Origin of the sequence: Pseudomonas sp. RW409, from assembly GCF_003184125.1 — a bacterium.
GTDB lineage: Bacteria > Pseudomonadota > Gammaproteobacteria > Pseudomonadales > Pseudomonadaceae > Aquipseudomonas > Aquipseudomonas chlororaphis_I.
On the sequence record NZ_QHHP01000042.1, the window covers coordinates 1,227,332 to 1,244,388 of the forward strand.

Genomic DNA, 17,057 nt, shown 5'->3' on the forward strand with positions numbered 1-17,057 from the left:
GCGGGCGTCAATACTGGCTCAATTTAGCGGCATCGCCCCGGAAGGCTTTCTCACTTCATGTCATCGACCAGCTTTCGTCAGTCACTGCGGCGCCTTTGGGCGCTGGATAAATTCAGCTACAGCGTGCGGGTGTTCATCGCTCTGACCGGGAGCATGGCGCTGTGCTGGTACCAGGACGAAATGGCTTTGCTGATCCCGTTGTTCCTGGGGATTATCGCCAGCGCCCTGGCCGAGACCGACGACAGCTGGCAAGGCCGGATCAATGCCCTGGCCGTGACCCTGGTGTGCTTCAGCGTCGCCGCCCTTTCCGTCGAACTGTTGTTCCCCTACCCCTGGATCTTCGTGATCGCCCTGGCGCTGGCCAGCTTTGGCCTGACCATGCTCGGCGCCCTGGGCGAACGTTACGGGGCGATCGCCTCGGCGACCCTGATCCTGTCGGTCTACACCATGATCGGCGTGGACCAGCGCGGCGGCGCCGTCACCGACTTCTGGCACGAACCGCTGCTGCTGGTGGCCGGCGCTGCCTGGTACGGCCTGCTGTCGGTGCTGTGGCAGGCGATGTTTTCCAACCAGCCGGTGCAGCAGAGCCTGGCGCGCCTGTTCCGCGAGCTGGGCTATTACCTCAAGCTCAAGTCGTCGCTGTTCGAACCGATTCGCCAACTGGACGTGGAAGCGCGCCGGCTGGAGCTGGCGCAGCAGAACGGCCGGGTGGTGGCGGCCCTGAACGCCGCCAAGGAAATCATCCTGCACCGGGTCGGCAACGGCCGGCCGGGCTCGAAAGTCAGCCGCTACCTGAAGCTGTACTTCCTCGCCCAGGACATCCACGAACGCGCCAGCTCGTCCCACTACCCCTACAACGCCCTGGCCGATGCGTTCTTCCACAGCGACGTGCTGTTCCGCTGCCAGCGCCTGCTGCGTCAGCAAGGCAAGGCCTGCCGGGCCCTGGGCGAATCCATCCAGCTGCGCCAGCCCTTCGTCTACGACGCCAGCTTCGCCGAGGCCCTGAGCGACCTGCACGCCTCCCTGGAACACCTGCGCATCCAGAGCAACCCGGCCTGGCGCGGCCTGCTGCGTTCGCTGCGGGCGCTGGCCGCCAACCTCGGCACCCTCGACCGCCTGCTCAGCGACGCCAGCAACCCCGACGCCCTGGCCGACGCCACCGACAGCAGCCTGCTGGACCGTTCGCCGCGCAACCTCAAGGACGTCTGGACCCGCCTGCGCACCCAGCTGACCCCGACATCGCTGCTGTTTCGCCACGCCCTGCGCCTGCCCCTGGCCCTGAGCATCGGCTATGGCATGGTGCACCTGATCCACCCGTCCCAGGGTTACTGGATCATCCTCACCACCCTGTTCGTCTGCCAGCCGAACTACGGCGCCACGCGGCGCAAGCTGGGCCAGCGGATCATCGGCACCGCCATCGGCCTGGTGGTCGCCTGGGCGCTGTTCGACCTGTTCCCCAGCCCGCTGGTGCAGTCGCTGTTCGCCATCGCTGCCGGGGTGGTGTTCTTTACCAACCGCACCACCCGCTACACCCTGGCCACCGCCGCCATCACCATCATGGTGTTGTTCTGTTTCAACCAGGTGGGCGACGGCTACGGGCTGTTGCTTCCGCGCCTGTTCGATACCCTGCTGGGCAGCCTGATCGCCGGCCTGGCGGTGTTCCTGTTCCTGCCGGACTGGCAGGGCCGACGCCTGAACAAGGTGCTGGCCAATACCCTGACCTGCAACAGCATCTACCTGCGGCAGATCATGCAGCAGTACGCGGCCGGCAAGAGCGACGACCTGGCGTACCGCCTGGCCCGGCGCAATGCCCATAACGCCGACGCGGCGCTGTCCACCACCCTGGCCAACATGCTGATGGAGCCTGGGCACTTCCGTAAGGAAGCGGACGTCGGCTTTCGTTTCCTGGTGCTGTCGCACACCTTGCTCAGCTACCTCTCCGGCCTCGGCGCGCACCGGGAAACCCAGTTGCCGACGGAAGTCCGCGAGCACCTGATCGATGGGGCCGGGGTCAGCCTGGCCAGCAGCATCGATGAAATTGCCCAGGGCCTGGCAAGCAAGCAGCCGGTGGCGATCCAGAGCGATACCGAAGAAGCCCTGGCCAACGAGCTGGAGCAGATGCCGGACGAGATCGATGAAGGCCAACGGCTGGTGCAGACCCAACTGGCACTGATCTGCCGCCAACTGGGCCCCTTGCGGACCCTGGCGGCGCACCTGATCAAGGACACCGGCGAAGAACAGGCCGCGTAGCCGCTGCCGCAGGCTGCGATCGCCTCCGCAGGAGGCGCAAGCTTTCAAGCACGCCGCAGGTTTCAGCCTTGGCGCCCAGCTTGCCGCAATAGCTTTAATGGCGCCGTTTACATCCCGTGCTGGCGCAGCAAGCGGTCGTAGCTGCCGTCGGCTTTCATCGCCTCGATCTCCCGGTCGAACTTCGCCACGATCTGCGCATGCGCGGGGTTCTTCAGGCTGACCAGGATATGCAGGCCGTTCTCGCTCAGGGAATTGGGCAGAAACTCCACCGCATTGCGTACCCGTGGCGACTCCCGCGCCAGGTAATAGCGGGCGACGTATTCGTCTTCCAGGGTCAGCTTGACCCGGTCGGCCGCCAGCATGCGCACCGCCATCGCGAAGTTGTGCACCAGGACCTTCTGCAGCTCCGGATCGCTGTCGAAATCGGGCGAGTAGGCATAACCACGCACCACGGCGATGGGGTACTGGTGCAATTGCTTGAGGTTGGTGTATTCGACGGGGGTATCCTTGCGCCGGATGAAACGCACCCGATTGACCAGGTACTCCGAGGAGAACTGCCCCAGCTGGGTGCGGGCCTCATTGAACCAGGCATTCACCAGCACGTCGTAACGGCCCTCGCCGACGCCGAGCAGGGCCCGCGCCCAGGGCACCTGTTCGAACTCGCTGGCGTAACCGGCCCGGGCCAGCGCGGTGCTGACGATGTCGGTGGCCAGCCCGCCGTTGACCAGCGTCGCATCCGTGAAGGGCGGCCAGGCGTCGGCCACCAATCGCAATTTTTCCGCATAAGCGCTCTGGCCCAGCAACAGCAATCCGATCAAAGCAAAAGCTCGATGCAATCGCAGCATGCTAAAAGATCCTTAGCGGGCGGACAGCCCTGCGTGTTTTTGCCCAGACTCGAGGTTCTCCGGCCGGTGGACGGCCGCGATCCAGCTCCTAACAGTAGCTTATGGGCGCCACTGCACGGCGCTTCAGCGCAGATTACACAAAGAAGCCAGCCACGAACCAACGCGATGATGGCATTTTGACCTGCCTCACAGAATTGCCACTGCGCCGCCAGGCAAGACAAGCCACCCGCCAGGCGCTTAACATCCGGGCACAGCTTTCCAAAGGATGAAACGATGACAATCGAATGGGTCTGCAAACACCACACCGATCTGGGCAAGGAGCAGTTGTACGCGATCCTGCGGTTGCGTACCGAAGTCTTCGTGGTCGAGCAGAAATGCGCTTACCAGGAAGTCGATGGCCAGGACCTGGAAGGCGACACCTGTCACCTGATGGCCTGGGACGATGACCAGTTGGTGGCTTACCTGCGCCTGCTCGACCCGGTCTCCCAGGGTGGCGACGTGGTCATCGGCCGCGTAGTGATTGCCCCGCAAGCCCGGGGCAAGGGGCTGGGCCATGAACTGATGGAGCACGCCCTGAAACAGGCGCAGAAACACTGGCCGCACACGCCGATCTATCTGTCGGCCCAGGCGCATTTGCAGGGGTATTACGGGCGCTACGGCTTCAACGTCGTGGGCGAGGAGTACCTGGAAGACGATATCCCGCATATCGGCATGCGCCGCAGCTGATACCGCGATCGCGAGCCTGCTGCCGCCAGCAGGTTCGCATTCACACCAGTGGGCTGCCGGGCTCCCTCAGGGATACTCCAGCACCGCCTTGATCCGCGACAGATTCGCCTCGATCCAGCCCTTGTCGATCGCGCCCCAGTTTTTGATCCGATAGCTGCCGGCATGATTGCGCGCACCGTCCTGCTGTTCGAACTCACAGACGATGTCCAGATCCGCCAGGGCGGCGATGGTGTCCTGCGCCGTGCGCCGCGGCATGCCGGTCGCCTCGGTCAGGGCCGGGACGTTGCTGGCCAGGCCGCTGTCGATCAGGTAGGCCACGTACAGCCGGCGGTAAAAACTGCTCTTGGTCTTGCTCACGTCCATAGCCCGCTCCTTGCCCAGGGTCACTCGGCCCCGCCCGGGCGCGCTTGCAGGTCGCGCCAGGTCAGGTAGACCCGCAGGTCGAATTCCAGTTGGTGATAGCCCGGCAGCATATGCTCGCAGAGCTTGTAGAAGGCCTTGTTGTGCTCGCTTTCCTTGAAGTGCGCCAGCTCGTGGACAACGATCATGCGCAGGAACTCCGGCGCCGCTTCCTTGAACAGCGAGGCGATGCGGATTTCCTTCTTGGCCTTGAGCTTGCCGCCCTGGACCCGCGAAATCGTGGTGTGCAGGCCCAGGGCGCGGTGCGTCAGGTCCAGGCGGTTGTCGAACAGCACCTTGTCGATGGCCGGGGCATTGCGCAGGTACTCCTGCTTCAACTCCAGGGCATAGCCGTACAGCGCCTTGTCGCTCTGCACCCCATGCTTGCCGGGGTAACGCTGGCTCAGGTAGTCGCCCAGCCGCCCTTGCGCGATCAGCTGGCGCACTTGTTCTTGCAGGGTGGCGGGATAGGCCTGGAGGTATTTCAACGCGGTCATGGGGCGGCAACGCAATCACGAAAGGCCGCCAGTGTAGCGAATTCAACCCGGCAAAGCGCTCCAGTCGAAGGGCTCGGCGAAGCGTTCGGCATCCGCGGCGATCAACGGCCGTGCCACCAGGAAACCCTGCACGTACTCGCAGCCGTTGGCCTGCAGCCAGCGGTACTGTTCCAGGGTTTCCACGCCTTCGGCGATCACCAGCACACCGAACGCCTTGCACAGGTCGATCACGCAGCGCGCCAGCGCCGCATCCCGCGTCGAATCCGGCAACCTGGCGATCAGGTGGCGGTCGAGCTTGAGGGTATCGAGCTCCAGGTCCCGCAGATGAGCCAACGAACAGTCGCCCGAACCGAAGTCGTCCAGCGCCACCCGCACCCCGAGGCTGCGTAACAGGCGCAGTTGCTTGCGCGACTCATCGAGGTTCTGGGTCAAGGCGCTTTCCGTAATCTCGACTTCCAGTTGCCAAGGCTCCAGGCCATGACGTTCCAGGACCTGGCGCAGTTCGGTGGCCAGGTTCGGCATGGCGAACTGGGTGCCGCTCAAGCTCACGGCGAGCACGGTCTGCTCGGCGAACAGGGTTTTCCAGGACGCCCGCTGGCTCGTACTCTGCTGGTAGATCCAGCTGCCCAGGCGACTGATCAGCCGCGCTTCCTCCAGCAGCGGCAGGAACAACCCCGGCGGCACATCGCCGACGCTCGGATGCCGCCAGCGCAACAAGGCTTCGAAACCGCGCAGGCGCCCGTCGGCAATCGCCACCTGGGGCTGGTACACCAGGTTGAACTCCTTGCGCTCGACCGCACTGCGCACACTTTCCTCGAGCATCAGTCGCGAACGGGCACGGCCATTCATTTCGTGGTCGTAATAACGGTATTGCTGGCGCCCGGCACGCTTGGACTCGTACATGGCGATGTCCGCCGCGCGCATCAGGCCATCCAGGTTGGAGCCGCAATCGGGGTAGATGGCGATGCCGATGCTGGCCCCCAGGGCGACATCCAGGCCGTCGATCTGCTGACAGATGGATATCCGTTCGATGAGCTTCTCGGAAATCTTCGCCGCCTGTTCCGGAAACTCCAGTTCCAGCAAGGCGGTGAACTCGTCGCCGCCCATGCGCGCCAGGATGTCGAAGGAGCGCAGGCAGGCTTTCATCTGCTCGGACACCCAGCGCAGCACCCGGTCCCCCGCGTCGTGCCCCAGGGAATCGTTGACCCGCTTGAAACCATCCAGGTCCAGGTACAGCAGCACCAGCGACTTGTCCGAGCGCTCGCTGCGCAGCAACACGCTTTCCACGGTCTGGTAGAAGCCGCGCCGGTTGAGCAGGCCAGTCAGCGGATCGGTCACCGCCTGGTATTCCAGTTGCTGGTGCAGGTGGCGGACTTCCGACATGTCGAGCAGGGTCACCACCATCGCCTTCTGTTCGCTCGGCAACGGCGCGCAGGACAACGCCACCGACACCTGCTGGCCCGGCAGGGTACGCAGCGTGGCGTCGTGCAGGCGGTAGGTCTCGCCCTTGCGATAGCAGGCATACAGCTCGGATTCGGCCCACTGCGGCACATGGGGTTTTTGCAGATAGTCGAGCAGCGCCGAGCCCTCCAGCTCGCTCACCGGAGCGTCGAGCAAACGCGAGATCGCCGGGTTGGCGAAACGGACGATCCCGCCTTCATCCACCACCAGAATCCCTTCCGCGGCGTTTTCCAGCACCGAGGCGTTGAAGGCCCGGGCGTTCTCCAGGTCGTGGCTCAGGCGCTGCAGCGCACGGCGGTTGCGCTGCTGCTCCAGCAACGCCTGGACCTTGGGCTTGAGGATCTGCGGGTCGAACGGCTTGAACAGGTAATCCACCGCACCGCTGGCGTAGCCCTTGATCACGGCGTCCTTGGACTGCTCGTTGGCGGTCAGGAAAATGATCGGGGTCAGGCGGGTTCGCTGGCTGCCGCGCATCAGGCGGGCGACTTCGAAACCGTCCATTTCCGGCATCTGCACATCCAGCAACACCAGATCGATGTCGTGTTCCAGTAACAGACCCAGGGCCTCGACGCCCGAGGCGGCGGTCATGACCTGCCAGTCGTGGCGCTGCAGGAGTGCGCGCATGCTGAGCAGGTTTTCGGGGTAATCATCAACAATCAGTAAGACCGAGCTGGCTTCACCTGGCCGAGTTTGCGCGCATTCCATGCTGCTTCTCTTGTCTGTGTAGGGCCGGCCTGCGAAGAAGACCGGACAAAAACTGAGCCTTCACTCTAGACCCGGAACCCGCAAAGCAGAAGCTGTCACAGCGCCATCATCTAACCAAAGCCCCAGGCTCCCGACTAACGGTCAACCCCATAGGCGCTGAAAGCGGTGGAGGCATTTTTTCGACAGATGGTTGACGCCAATTATCCGCCGGACGGGCATTAACAAAAGCAGCTTCTACGCTTATAAAGACCGCCTTCAAAAGCGCAGGCTAAAGCCTTTGTCGGCTTTTCATCCGGCACCAAATCGGGAAGCTTTGACTATGATCGACCTCGCAACCTGGAATCTGAGCATTCCCGAAGGCAGTCCACCGGCGACCATCGACACCCCCAAACTGGTGGATGGCTTCAAGGACCAGTATTTCCATTCCGACACCGGCACCCTGTTCTTCTGGTCGCCCGTCACCGGCTCCCGCACCGCCAACGCCATCTACCCGCGCAGCGAGCTGCGTGAAACCTACGCCAACGGCACCCTGAAGAACTGGACCTACCCGGAAGCCGACAACCTGCTCTACGCCACCCTGGCGGTGAACCAGGTGCCGTCCACGGGCAAGATCGTCATCGGCCAGATCCACGCCTACAACAGCACCAAGCCGCTGGTGAAGGTCGAGTACCAGTACAAGACCACCACCCAGAGCGGCAACATCGTCGCCAAGGTCCGCATGCATCCGGACGATGCCGATAGCCGGGTGATCATCGTCGCCGAGAACGTGCCGCTGGACCGCGAGTTCTCCTACCTGATCCACCTCAGCCCCGGGGGCGCGCTGGGCGTCAGCGCCGCGGGCTACCAATGGGACACCCAGATCAGCAGCACCTGGCGCGACAAGCCGCTGTACTTCAAGGCCGGGGTGTATGTGCAGGACAACACCGGCTACACCACCGAAGGCGGCAAGGTGACCTTCTACAAGCTGGATATCGATCACAACGAAACCTGATCTTCCGTAGGAGCGAGGCTTGCCCGCGATGAGGGCCTGACATTCGCCATGGATGTCGCCTGGCAGACCGCTATCGCGGGCAAGCCTCGCTCCTGCACGATGAGGTGTTTGCCACAGGCACAAAAAAGCCCGCATCGCTGCGGGCTTTTTCGTGAAACGCTAAGGCTTAGTTGACCTTGGCGTTCAGCTCACCTTTGAGGTAACGCTGGAACATCGCTTCCAGGGAGATCGGCTTGATCTTCGAAGCGTTGCCGGCGGTGCCGAAGGCTTCGTAACGGGCAATGCACACGTCGCGCATGGCGGTTACGGTGGCGCCGAAGAACTTGCGCGGGTCGAACTCGCTCGGGTTGGTGGCCATCAGGCGACGCATCGCACCGGTGGACGCCAGGCGCAGGTCGGTGTCGATGTTGACCTTGCGCACGCCGTACTTGATGCCTTCGACGATTTCTTCAACCGGCACGCCGTAGGTTTCCTTGATGTCGCCGCCGTACTGGTTGATGATCGCCAGCCACTCTTGCGGAACCGAAGACGAACCGTGCATCACCAGGTGGGTGTTGGGGATGCGCTTGTGGATCTCTTTGATGCGGTCGATCGCCAGCACGTCGCCGGTAGGCGGCTTGGTGAACTTGTAGGCACCGTGGCTGGTACCGATGGCGATGGCCAGGGCGTCGACCTGGGTCTTCTTGACGAAGTCCGCGGCTTCTTCCGGGTCGGTCAGCATCTGGCTGTGGTCCAGCACGCCTTCGGCGCCGATGCCGTCTTCTTCACCGGCCATGCCGGTTTCCAGGGAACCCAGGCAGCCCAGCTCGCCTTCTACCGAAACGCCGCAGGCGTGAGCCATGGCCACGGTCTGCTGGGTCACGCGCACGTTGTACTCGTAGTCGGTCGGGGTCTTGCCGTCTTCACCGAGGGAGCCGTCCATCATGACCGAGGAGAAGCCCAGCTGGATCGAACGCTGGCAGACGTCAGGGCTGGTGCCGTGGTCCTGGTGCATGCACACCGGGATGTGCGGGAATTCTTCGATCGCCGCCAGGATCAGGTGGCGCAGGAAAGGCGCGCCGGCGTATTTGCGGGCACCGGCCGAAGCCTGGACGATCACCGGAGAGTCAGTCTTGTCAGCTGCTTCCATGATGGCGCGCATCTGTTCAAGGTTGTTGACGTTGAAGGCTGGAACGCCGTAGCCGAATTCGGCTGCGTGGTCCAGCATCTGGCGCATGCTGATGAGTGCCATTGTGTGTATCTCTCCCGGTCGAGGGTCGTTAATCGTGCAAGCCTGCCGTAGCGGCGGCTGCTATTCAAGTGATTGCAGATCGGGGGTCAGCCCGGCCTGCCGATTCGTTACTGCATCAATCTCAAGAGTCGCGCCTCTCTCTGTAGGAGCGAAGCTTGCTCGCGATCAGGGTCATCACATTCAACATCTCTGTTGACGGTTGGATCGCTATCGCGAGCAAGCTTCGCTCCTACAGGTTCAGCATCGGCTCCCGGCCTACGGCGCTTTACAGCCGCGGCCGATCAAATCGTTGGTGGCGACCCAGTAAACCAGGCCTTCGTCACCTTTTTCGTGAAACGCCAGCATGTCGTTGCTGTACAGCGAACCGGAACCGCTCGGCTCCAGCTTCAGGCGATAGACCTGGTCGGCCCCGCCCAGCCGCACATCGACTTCCTTGCGGCTGCTGTCGGTGTAGCGCCAGACCACTTGCGCCTGGCTGTCGCACACCCAGGTCGTCCAGTTGTCCGTCTCGGCCGGCTTGAACAGGTCGAAGTTGGCGCAACCTGCCAGCAATCCCAGCGCAGCCACGGCGATAAAGCCTTTCATCGGTGTTCCTCGACTGACGGCCCACGGCCGCCAGCACAGCGCGTTATCGAATCAGACCCGTCAAGGGCAACCATGTTCCTTGGCCTTGGCTGGAGTCTCGTACTTGTCCAGACCATCGGGTCCCATGCGCTTGTTGATCACCGGCGCGGTCTCGGCCTGCCAGTCGGCCTGATAGCAGCCTCTCTCTGGCTCTCCCGACTCGGGCTCCGGCTGGGCAGGCTGGCTGCCGCAACCGGCCAGCAAGCCCGCAACGATCAACAGCGGTAACGTCTTGACCATATGAACACTCCTTTGCCTGGCCATTGGGACTTCAGGCTTTGGCCCGGCTTTCCAGGACTTCGACCGCCGGCAGCACCTTGCCTTCGACGAATTCGAGGAAAGCGCCACCGCCGGTAGAAATGTAGGAGATTTGCTCGGCTACGCCATATTTATCGATGGCCGCCAGGGTGTCGCCGCCGCCGGCGATGGAGAACGCCGCACTTTCCGCGATGGCCTGGGCCAGCACCTTGGTGCCGTTACCGAACTGGTCGAACTCGAACACACCGACCGGACCGTTCCACAGGATGGTCTTGGACGATTTCAGCAGCTCGGCGAAGTTCGCCGCGGTTTGCGGGCCGATGTCCAGGATCATGTCGTCGGCGGCCACCTCGGCAATCAGCTTGACGGTGGCGGTCGCGCTTTCGGCGAACTCCTTGGCCACTACCACGTCCACTGGCAGCGGCACGCTGACCTTGGCGGCGATGGCGCGAGCGGTATCCAGCAGGTCCGGCTCGTACAGCGACTTGCCGACCGGGTGACCGGCAGCGGCGAGGAAGGTGTTGGCGATGCCGCCGCCGACGATCAGTTGGTCGCAGATCTGGCTCAGGCTGTTGAGCACGTCGAGCTTGGTCGACACCTTGGAGCCGGCAACGATAGCGGCCATCGGCTTGGCCGGGGCGCCCAGGGCCTTGCCCAGCGCTTCCAGCTCGGCGGCCAGCAGCGGACCGGCAGCGGCGACCTTGGCGAACTTGGCCACGCCGTGGGTCGAGCCCTCGGCGCGGTGCGCGGTGCCGAAGGCGTCCATCACGAACACGTCGCACAGGGCGGCGTATTGCTGGGCCAGCTCGTCGGCGTTCTTTTTCTCGCCCTTGTTGAAGCGCACGTTCTCGAACAGCACGATGTCGCCGGCCTTGACGTCGACGCCGCCCAGGTAGTCGGCCACCAGCGGTACTTCGCGACCCAGGGCACGGCTCAGGTAGTCGGCCACTGGCTTGAGGCTGTTCTCGGCGGAGAACTCGCCTTCGGTCGGACGACCGAGGTGCGAGCAGACCATCACGGCCGCGCCTTTTTCCAGGGCCAGCTTGATGGTCGGCAGCGAAGCCAGGATACGCGCATCGCTGGTGACAACACCGTCCTTGACTGGGACGTTGAGGTCTTCGCGGATCAGTACGCGCTTACCTTGCAGATCGAGGTCGGACATCTTCAACACGGTCATGGGTCGCAATTCCTGGGTTACTGTTTTTTTGGAAACGGGAAGTTAAGAGACAGCTTTGGGTGCAGCGGCTTGCAGATAGTGTCCTGCAACATCCAGCATTCGGTTGGCAAAACCCCATTCGTTGTCGAACCAGGCCAGGATGTTCACCAGCCGCGGGCCGGAAACACGGGTCTGGCTGGCATCGACGATCGCCGAATGCGGATCATGGTTGAAATCACAACTGGCGTGCGGCAACTCGGTGTAGGCCAACAGGCCCTTGAGCGGACCGCTGGTGGCGGCCTCGCGCAGGATCCGGTTGACTTCGCCGGTGTCGGTATCGCTCACGGTCTGCATCGTGATGTCGAGGCAAGACACGTTGACGGTCGGCACGCGCACAGCTTTGGCCTGAATTCGCCCGGCAAGTTCCGGCAGCAGCCGCTCGATGCCACGCGCCAGACCAGTGGACACCGGGATCACCGACTGGAACGCCGAACGGGTGCGGCGCAGGTCTTCGTGGTGATAGGCGTCGATCACCGGCTGGTCGTTCATCGCCGAGTGGATGGTGGTGATCGACACATATTCCAGACCGATGGCCTGGTCCAGCAGGCGCAACAGCGGCACGCCGCAGTTGGTGGTGCAGGATGCGTTGGACACCAGCAGCTCGGCGCCGGTCAGGCAGTCCTGGTTGACGCCGTAGACGATGGTGGCGTCGACATCCGCCTCGCTGGCCATCGGCTGGGAAAACAGCACCCGCGGCGCGCCGGCGTCGAGAAAGCGCTGGCCGTCTTCACGGGTGTGATAGGCGCCGGAACATTCGAGCACCAGGTCGACGCCCAGGGACGCCCAATCGATGCCTTCGGGGGTGGCACTGCGCAGGACCTTCACGCAGTTGCCATTGATATGCAGACAATCGCCATCGACCTTCACCTCGCCGGGAAACCGGCCGTGGGTGGAGTCGAAGCGTGTCAGGTATTCCACGCTGGCCATGTCGGCCAGGTCGTTGATCGCGACAATCTCGAACCCGGCCGCAGCCCCCCGTTCGAACAGGGCACGCAAGACACAACGACCGATCCGGCCGTAGCCGTTGAGTGCAACTTTATAGGGACGCGGTTGAGGCATGGGGTTCTCGATTACCGGGGTGAATCCATCACTGTCGTGTTGCCAGCTCCATTGTCATCGCGGGCAAGCCTCGCGCCTACGGGATCGTGATGATCTGTAGGAACGAGGCTTGCCCGCGAAGAACAGCAGACAACGCGACTGGCGGACTTAGTCTTCCAGCAGCTCTTCAGCCTGACCCAGGATGTTCTCCAGGGTGAAACCGAACTCTTCGAACAAGGCCGGCGCAGGCGCCGACTCGCCGTAGGTGGTCATGCCGATGACGCGACCTTCCAGGCCGACGTACTTGTACCAGTAGTCCGCGTGAGCGGCCTCGATGGCGATACGGGCGCTGACCTGCAGCGGCAGGACCGACTGTTTGTAACCGGCGTCCTGAGCATCGAACACGCTGGTGCATGGCATGGACACCACGCGCACCTTACGGCCCTGCTCGGTCAGTTTGTCGAAGGCCTGCACCGCCAGGCCGACTTCGGAACCGGTGGCGATCAGGATCAGCTCAGGCTCGCCTACGCAGTCCTTGAGCACGTAGCCGCCGCGGCTGATTGCGGCGATCTGCACGGCATCGCGGGTCTGATGCTGCAGGTTCTGGCGGGAGAAGATCAGCGCCGAAGGACCGTCCTTGCGCTCGATCGCGCTTTTCCAGGCCACAGCCGATTCCACGGCATCGGCTGGACGCCAGGTGTCGAGGTTCGGGGTGCAGCGCAAGCTGGCGATCTGCTCGATCGGCTGGTGCGTCGGGCCGTCTTCGCCCAGACCGATGGAGTCGTGGGTGTAGACGTGGATCACGCGCTGCTTCATCAGGGCCGACATGCGTACCGCGTTGCGGGCGTATTCCATGAACATCAGGAAGGTCGCGCCGTAAGGCACCAGGCCACCGTGCAGGGCCACGCCGTTCATGATGGCGGTCATGCCGAACTCGCGAACGCCGTAGTACATGTAGTTGCCGCTGGCGTCTTCGGCGCTGACGCCCTTGCAGCCTTTCCACAGGGTCAGGTTGGAACCGGCCAGGTCGGCCGAACCGCCGAGGAATTCCGGCAGCAGCGGGCCGAACGCGTTCAAGGCGTTCTGGCTGGCTTTACGGCTGGCGATGGTTTCGCCCTTGGCCGCGACTTCGGCGATGTAGGCATCGGCCTTCTCGGAGAAGTCGGCCGGCAGGTCACCGCTCAGGCGACGCACCAGCTCGTTGGCCAGCTCAGGGAATTCGGCGGAGTAGGCGGAGAAACGCTGGTCCCACTCGGCTTCGACGGCGCGACCGGTTTCCTTGGCATCCCACTCGGCGTAGATGTCGGCCGGGATTTCGAACGGGCCGTGGTTCCACTTCAGCGCGGCGCGGGTCAGGGCGATTTCCTCGGCACCCAGTGGCGCGCCGTGGCAGTCTTCCTTGCCTTGCTTGTTCGGCGAACCGAAACCGATGGTGGTCTTGCAGCAGATCAGGGTCGGCTGCTCGCTTTTGCGCGCGGTGTCGATCGCGGTCTTGATCTCTTCAGGGTCGTGACCGTCGACGTTGCGGATCACCTGCCAGTTGTAGGCTTCGAAACGCTTTGGCGTGTCATCGGTGAACCAGCCTTCGACTTCGCCGTCGATGGAAATGCCGTTGTCATCGTAGAAGGCGATCAGCTTGCCCAGGCCCAGGGTGCCGGCCAGGGACGCGACTTCATGGGAAATGCCTTCCATCATGCAGCCATCGCCCAGGAACACGTAGGTGTGGTGGTCGACGACGTTGTGGCCGGGACGGTTGAACTGCGCCGCCAGGACCTTTTCCGCCAGGGCGAAGCCCACGGCATTGGCCAGGCCTTGGCCCAGCGGGCCGGTGGTGGTCTCGACGCCCGGGGTGTAGCCGAACTCCGGGTGGCCCGGGGTGCGGCTGTGCAGCTGGCGGAAGCTCTTCAGGTCGTCGATGGTGACGTCGTAGCCAGTCAGGTGCAGCAGCGAGTAGATCAGCATCGAGCCGTGGCCGTTGGACAGCACGAAGCGGTCACGGTCGGCGAAGGATGGATTGCTCGGGTTGTGCTTCAGGTAGTCACGCCAAAGTACCTCGGCGATATCCGCCATACCCATAGGGGCACCGGGATGGCCGCTGTTGGCTTTTTGCACGGCATCCATGCTGAGGGCACGAATGGCGTTGGCACGCTCACGACGGCTTGGCATCGCTGATCTCCTGGGGGTTATCTAAGTCGAGTTGGATAAAACGAATCGGAAAAAGGCGTGCATTTTCCCTCAGCGGTAGGCCGGGGGCAATGACAGATAATGACTCTGGCGCGTTTTTCCGGTCGATAAAGGGGCAATCGCCTGATGAAACCATTCCGCAGTTCGTCTGTAGAACATCACGACCTCCGTTAAGTGCCATCTATCGAGCAATATCAAAACTTTTTGATATTGGTCTTGCGAGGTTGGGGGTGCGTCACTAGACTGCTGGCCTTATGAATTTACGCGCGCCCTCCATTAGCCATGATGACTGTGATGAGCTGGCGGCCCTGTGCAAGGCCGGCGGCGATCCGCTGCGGCTGAATGTATTGCGCGCGCTGGCCAACGACTCGTTCGGCGTACTGGAACTGGCGCAGATCTTCGCCATTGGCCAGTCCGGCATGAGCCACCACCTGAAGGTGCTGGCCCAGGCCGAGCTGGTGGCGACCCGCCGCGAAGGCAACGCGATCTTCTACCGGCGCGCCCTGCCCCACACCGAACTGCTGGGCGGCCGGCTGCACGCCGCCCTGCTGGATGAAGTGGATAACCTGACGCTGCCCGGCGAAGTGCAATCGCGTATCGGCCTGGTGCACCGCCAGCGGGCGGCCGCCAGCCAGGACTTTTTCTCACGGGTCGCGGAGAAGTTTCGCGCCCAGCAGGACCTGATCGCAGGACTGCCCCAGTACCGCGAAAGCGTGCTGGCACTGCTCGACAAACTGAACTTCACGGACACCGCCACGGCGATCGAAGTCGGCCCCGGGGATGGCAGCTTCCTGCCGGAACTGGCCCACCGCTTCACCCGGGTGACCGCGCTGGACAACAGCCCGGCCATGCTCGAACTGGCACGCCAGGTCTGTGAACGCGAAACGCTGGCTAACGTCAGCCTGCAACTGGCCGATGCATTGAATGGCGTGAGCCTGACGGCCGATTGCGTGGTGCTGAACATGGTCCTGCACCATTTCGCCGCGCCGGCCGATGCGCTGAAACGCCTGGCCGGCTTGCTGCAACCGGGCGGCAGCCTGTTAGTGACAGAGTTGTGCAGCCACAACCAGAGTTGGGCCAGGGAGGCCTGCGGTGATCTCTGGCTGGGGTTTGACCAGGACGACCTGGCCCGCTGGGCCACCGCTGCGGGACTGGTTCCCGGAGAAAGTCTGTATGTAGGTTTACGTAATGGTTTCCAGATCCAGGTCCGCCACTTTCAGCGACCGGCTGGCGACACTCACCATCGGTAAATTTTAGGAAACCGTCGAGATGAGCGAATACTCCCTTTTCACCTCCGAGTCCGTGTCTGAAGGGCATCCGGACAAAATCGCCGACCAGATTTCCGATGCGGTGCTGGACGCCATCATTGCCCAGGACAAGCACGCCCGCGTAGCGGTGGAAACCCTGGTCAAGACCGGCGTGGCCATCGTCGCCGGCGAAGTCACCACCTCGGCCTGGGTTGACCTGGAGCAGATCGTTCGTGACGTGATCACCGACATCGGCTACACCAGCTCCGACGTCGGCTTCGACGGCGCGACCTGCGGCGTGATGAACATCATCGGCAAGCAGTCCCCCGACATCAACCAGGGTGTCGACCGCGCCAAGCCTGAAGACCAGGGCGCCGGCGACCAGGGCCTGATGTTCGGCTACGCCAGCAACGAAACCGACGTGCTGATGCCAGCCCCGATCACCTTCTCGCACCAACTGGTGCAGCGCCAGGCCGAAGCCCGCAAGTCCGGCCTGCTGCCGTGGCTGCGTCCGGATGCCAAGTCCCAGGTCACCTGCCGCTACGAAGGCGGCAAGGTGGTCGGCATCGACGCCGTGGTCCTGTCGACCCAGCACAACCCTGACGTGTCGTACAAAGACCTGCGCGAAGGCGTGATGGAGCTGATCGTCAAGCACGTGCTGCCGGCCGAGCTGCTGTCCAAGGACACCCAGTTCCACATCAACCCGACTGGCCAGTTCATCATCGGCGGCCCGGTCGGCGACTGCGGCCTGACCGGTCGCAAGATCATCGTCGACAGCTACGGCGGCATGGCCCGTCATGGCGGCGGCGCGTTCTCCGGCAAGGACCCATCGAAGGTCGACCGTTCGGCCGCCTACGCCGGTCGTTACGTGGCCAAGAACATCGTTGCCGCCGGCCTGGCCGAGCGCTGCGAAATCCAGGTGTCCTACGCCATCGGCGTGGCGCAACCGACTTCGATCTCGCTGAACACCTTCGGCACCGGCAAGATCAGCGACGACAAGATCATCAAGCTGGTCCGCGAAATTTTCGACCTGCGCCCTTACGCGATCACCACCATGCTCGACCTGCTGCACCCGATGTACCGCGAGACTGCGGCCTACGGCCACTTCGGCCGTACCCCGCAAACCAAGACCGTGGGTGATGACACCTTCACCACCTTCACCTGGGAAAAGACCGACCGCGCCGAAGCCCTGCGCGCCGCTGCCAGCCTGTAATCCCGGCAGCACTTACCCAAGCCCCGCACGGTTCGCCTTGCGGGGCTTTTTTGTGGCTGAAGGTTTCATGATTTGCAGGGCCGCTTACGGGAGCAAGCCTGATTCCTGCGGGTACAAGCTGGCTCGCGAAAAAACCGGCCCATCGTCAAACCCGCCCGCGAAATACCCGGCA

General features: G+C 63.2%; 15 protein-coding genes. 5 read left to right on the top strand and 10 right to left on the bottom strand.

The genetic code is table 11. The features are described from left to right. Positions 1-57: 57 nt before the first annotated feature. Positions 58-2,250, top strand: a complete 2,193-nt coding sequence (yccS, locus tag DK261_RS32695) for a YccS family putative transporter (RefSeq protein WP_016704228.1) — start codon at positions 58-60, stop codon at positions 2,248-2,250. A 107-nt stretch (positions 2,251-2,357) separates the two neighbouring features. Here the strand turns inward: yccS and DK261_RS32700 are convergent, their stop codons facing one another. Next, positions 2,358-3,095: an ABC transporter substrate-binding protein gene (locus tag DK261_RS32700; RefSeq protein WP_016704229.1), complete on the bottom strand. Its 738-nt coding sequence runs from the start codon at positions 3,093-3,095 to the stop codon at positions 2,358-2,360. Between the two features lie 273 nt (positions 3,096-3,368). Here DK261_RS32700 and DK261_RS32705 point away from each other — a divergent pair, with 273 nt between their 5' ends. Beyond that, positions 3,369-3,821: a GNAT family N-acetyltransferase gene (locus DK261_RS32705; RefSeq protein ID WP_016704230.1), complete on the top strand. Its 453-nt coding sequence runs from the start codon at positions 3,369-3,371 to the stop codon at positions 3,819-3,821. Positions 3,822-3,887: 66 nt separating this feature from the next. On the opposite strand, the gene DK261_RS32710 is transcribed toward DK261_RS32705, so the two are convergent. From DK261_RS32710 to DK261_RS32720, 3 genes are read right to left on the bottom strand one after another with little or no spacing between them, the layout of a single operon-like run. Continuing rightward, complete coding sequence (locus DK261_RS32710) at positions 3,888-4,184, bottom strand: helix-turn-helix domain-containing protein (RefSeq protein WP_016704231.1); 297 nt, start codon at positions 4,182-4,184, stop codon at positions 3,888-3,890. Positions 4,185-4,204: 20 nt separating this feature from the next. Then, a complete protein-coding gene (locus DK261_RS32715; RefSeq protein ID WP_063433270.1) occupies positions 4,205-4,717 on the bottom strand; it encodes a M48 family metallopeptidase in 513 nt (170 codons plus the stop codon). A gap of 42 nt (positions 4,718-4,759) precedes the next feature. Further along, positions 4,760-6,883 carry a bifunctional diguanylate cyclase/phosphodiesterase gene (locus DK261_RS32720; protein WP_016704233.1) on the bottom strand — a complete coding sequence of 708 codons (2,124 nt, stop codon included), beginning with the start codon at positions 6,881-6,883 and terminating at the stop codon, positions 4,760-4,762. A gap of 319 nt (positions 6,884-7,202) precedes the next feature. On the opposite strand from DK261_RS32720, the gene DK261_RS32725 reads away from it, so the two are divergent. After that, positions 7,203-7,874, top strand: coding sequence for a polysaccharide lyase family 7 protein (locus tag DK261_RS32725; protein WP_009051268.1), 672 nt, complete (start codon positions 7,203-7,205; stop codon positions 7,872-7,874). Between the two features lie 166 nt (positions 7,875-8,040). Here the strand turns inward: DK261_RS32725 and fba are convergent, their stop codons facing one another. The 6 genes from fba to tkt form a co-directional block, all read right to left on the bottom strand. Beyond that, positions 8,041-9,105, bottom strand: coding sequence for a class II fructose-bisphosphate aldolase (fba, locus tag DK261_RS32730; protein ID WP_003229012.1), 1,065 nt, complete (start codon positions 9,103-9,105; stop codon positions 8,041-8,043). A 255-nt stretch (positions 9,106-9,360) separates the two neighbouring features. Continuing rightward, positions 9,361-9,690, bottom strand: coding sequence for an MliC family protein (locus DK261_RS32735; protein ID WP_007922315.1), 330 nt, complete (start codon positions 9,688-9,690; stop codon positions 9,361-9,363). Between the two features lie 60 nt (positions 9,691-9,750). Next, a complete protein-coding gene (locus tag DK261_RS32740; RefSeq protein WP_009045980.1) occupies positions 9,751-9,969 on the bottom strand; it encodes a hypothetical protein in 219 nt (72 codons plus the stop codon). 31 nt (positions 9,970-10,000) lie between these two features. Further along, positions 10,001-11,164: a phosphoglycerate kinase gene (locus tag DK261_RS32745; protein WP_009051269.1), complete on the bottom strand. Its 1,164-nt coding sequence runs from the start codon at positions 11,162-11,164 to the stop codon at positions 10,001-10,003. 42 nt (positions 11,165-11,206) lie between these two features. Then, positions 11,207-12,262, bottom strand: a complete 1,056-nt coding sequence (gene epd / locus DK261_RS32750) for an erythrose-4-phosphate dehydrogenase (protein ID WP_009051270.1) — start codon at positions 12,260-12,262, stop codon at positions 11,207-11,209. A gap of 147 nt (positions 12,263-12,409) precedes the next feature. After that, positions 12,410-14,407, bottom strand: a complete 1,998-nt coding sequence (gene tkt, locus DK261_RS32755; RefSeq protein WP_110177504.1) for a transketolase — start codon at positions 14,405-14,407, stop codon at positions 12,410-12,412. Positions 14,408-14,679: 272 nt separating this feature from the next. Here tkt and DK261_RS32760 point away from each other — a divergent pair, with 272 nt between their 5' ends. Both DK261_RS32760 and metK read left to right on the top strand, forming a co-directional pair. After that, on the top strand, positions 14,680-15,675 hold the full coding sequence (locus DK261_RS32760) for a metalloregulator ArsR/SmtB family transcription factor (RefSeq protein ID WP_009051272.1): 996 nt from the start codon (positions 14,680-14,682) through the stop codon (positions 15,673-15,675). Positions 15,676-15,694: 19 nt separating this feature from the next. Further along, complete coding sequence (gene metK, locus DK261_RS32765; protein WP_009051273.1) at positions 15,695-16,885, top strand: methionine adenosyltransferase; 1,191 nt, start codon at positions 15,695-15,697, stop codon at positions 16,883-16,885. Positions 16,886-17,057: the final 172 nt, after the last annotated feature.

What these genes read in the sequence shown, in the direction of transcription:
- DK261_RS32700 (WP_016704229.1), bottom strand. Translation starts at nt 3,095, where the DNA reads ATGCTGCGATTGCATCGAGCTTTTGCTTTGATCGGATTGCTGTTGCTG.
- DK261_RS32740 (WP_009045980.1), bottom strand. Translation starts at nt 9,969, where the DNA reads ATGGTCAAGACGTTACCGCTGTTGATCGTTGCGGGCTTGCTGGCCGGT.
- DK261_RS32720 (WP_016704233.1), bottom strand. Translation starts at nt 6,883, where the DNA reads ATGGAATGCGCGCAAACTCGGCCAGGTGAAGCCAGCTCGGTCTTACTG.
- DK261_RS32710 (WP_016704231.1), bottom strand. Translation starts at nt 4,184, where the DNA reads ATGGACGTGAGCAAGACCAAGAGCAGTTTTTACCGCCGGCTGTACGTG.
- DK261_RS32735 (WP_007922315.1), bottom strand. Translation starts at nt 9,690, where the DNA reads ATGAAAGGCTTTATCGCCGTGGCTGCGCTGGGATTGCTGGCAGGTTGC.
- DK261_RS32705 (WP_016704230.1), top strand. Translation starts at nt 3,369, where the DNA reads ATGACAATCGAATGGGTCTGCAAACACCACACCGATCTGGGCAAGGAG.
- DK261_RS32760 (WP_009051272.1), top strand. Translation starts at nt 14,680, where the DNA reads ATGAATTTACGCGCGCCCTCCATTAGCCATGATGACTGTGATGAGCTG.
- yccS (WP_016704228.1), top strand. Translation starts at nt 58, where the DNA reads ATGTCATCGACCAGCTTTCGTCAGTCACTGCGGCGCCTTTGGGCGCTG.
- metK (WP_009051273.1), top strand. Translation starts at nt 15,695, where the DNA reads ATGAGCGAATACTCCCTTTTCACCTCCGAGTCCGTGTCTGAAGGGCAT.
- DK261_RS32715 (WP_063433270.1), bottom strand. Translation starts at nt 4,717, where the DNA reads ATGACCGCGTTGAAATACCTCCAGGCCTATCCCGCCACCCTGCAAGAA.
- DK261_RS32725 (WP_009051268.1), top strand. Translation starts at nt 7,203, where the DNA reads ATGATCGACCTCGCAACCTGGAATCTGAGCATTCCCGAAGGCAGTCCA.
- DK261_RS32745 (WP_009051269.1), bottom strand. Translation starts at nt 11,164, where the DNA reads ATGACCGTGTTGAAGATGTCCGACCTCGATCTGCAAGGTAAGCGCGTA.
- fba (WP_003229012.1), bottom strand. Translation starts at nt 9,105, where the DNA reads ATGGCACTCATCAGCATGCGCCAGATGCTGGACCACGCAGCCGAATTC.
- tkt (WP_110177504.1), bottom strand. Translation starts at nt 14,407, where the DNA reads ATGCCAAGCCGTCGTGAGCGTGCCAACGCCATTCGTGCCCTCAGCATG.
- epd (WP_009051270.1), bottom strand. Translation starts at nt 12,262, where the DNA reads ATGCCTCAACCGCGTCCCTATAAAGTTGCACTCAACGGCTACGGCCGG.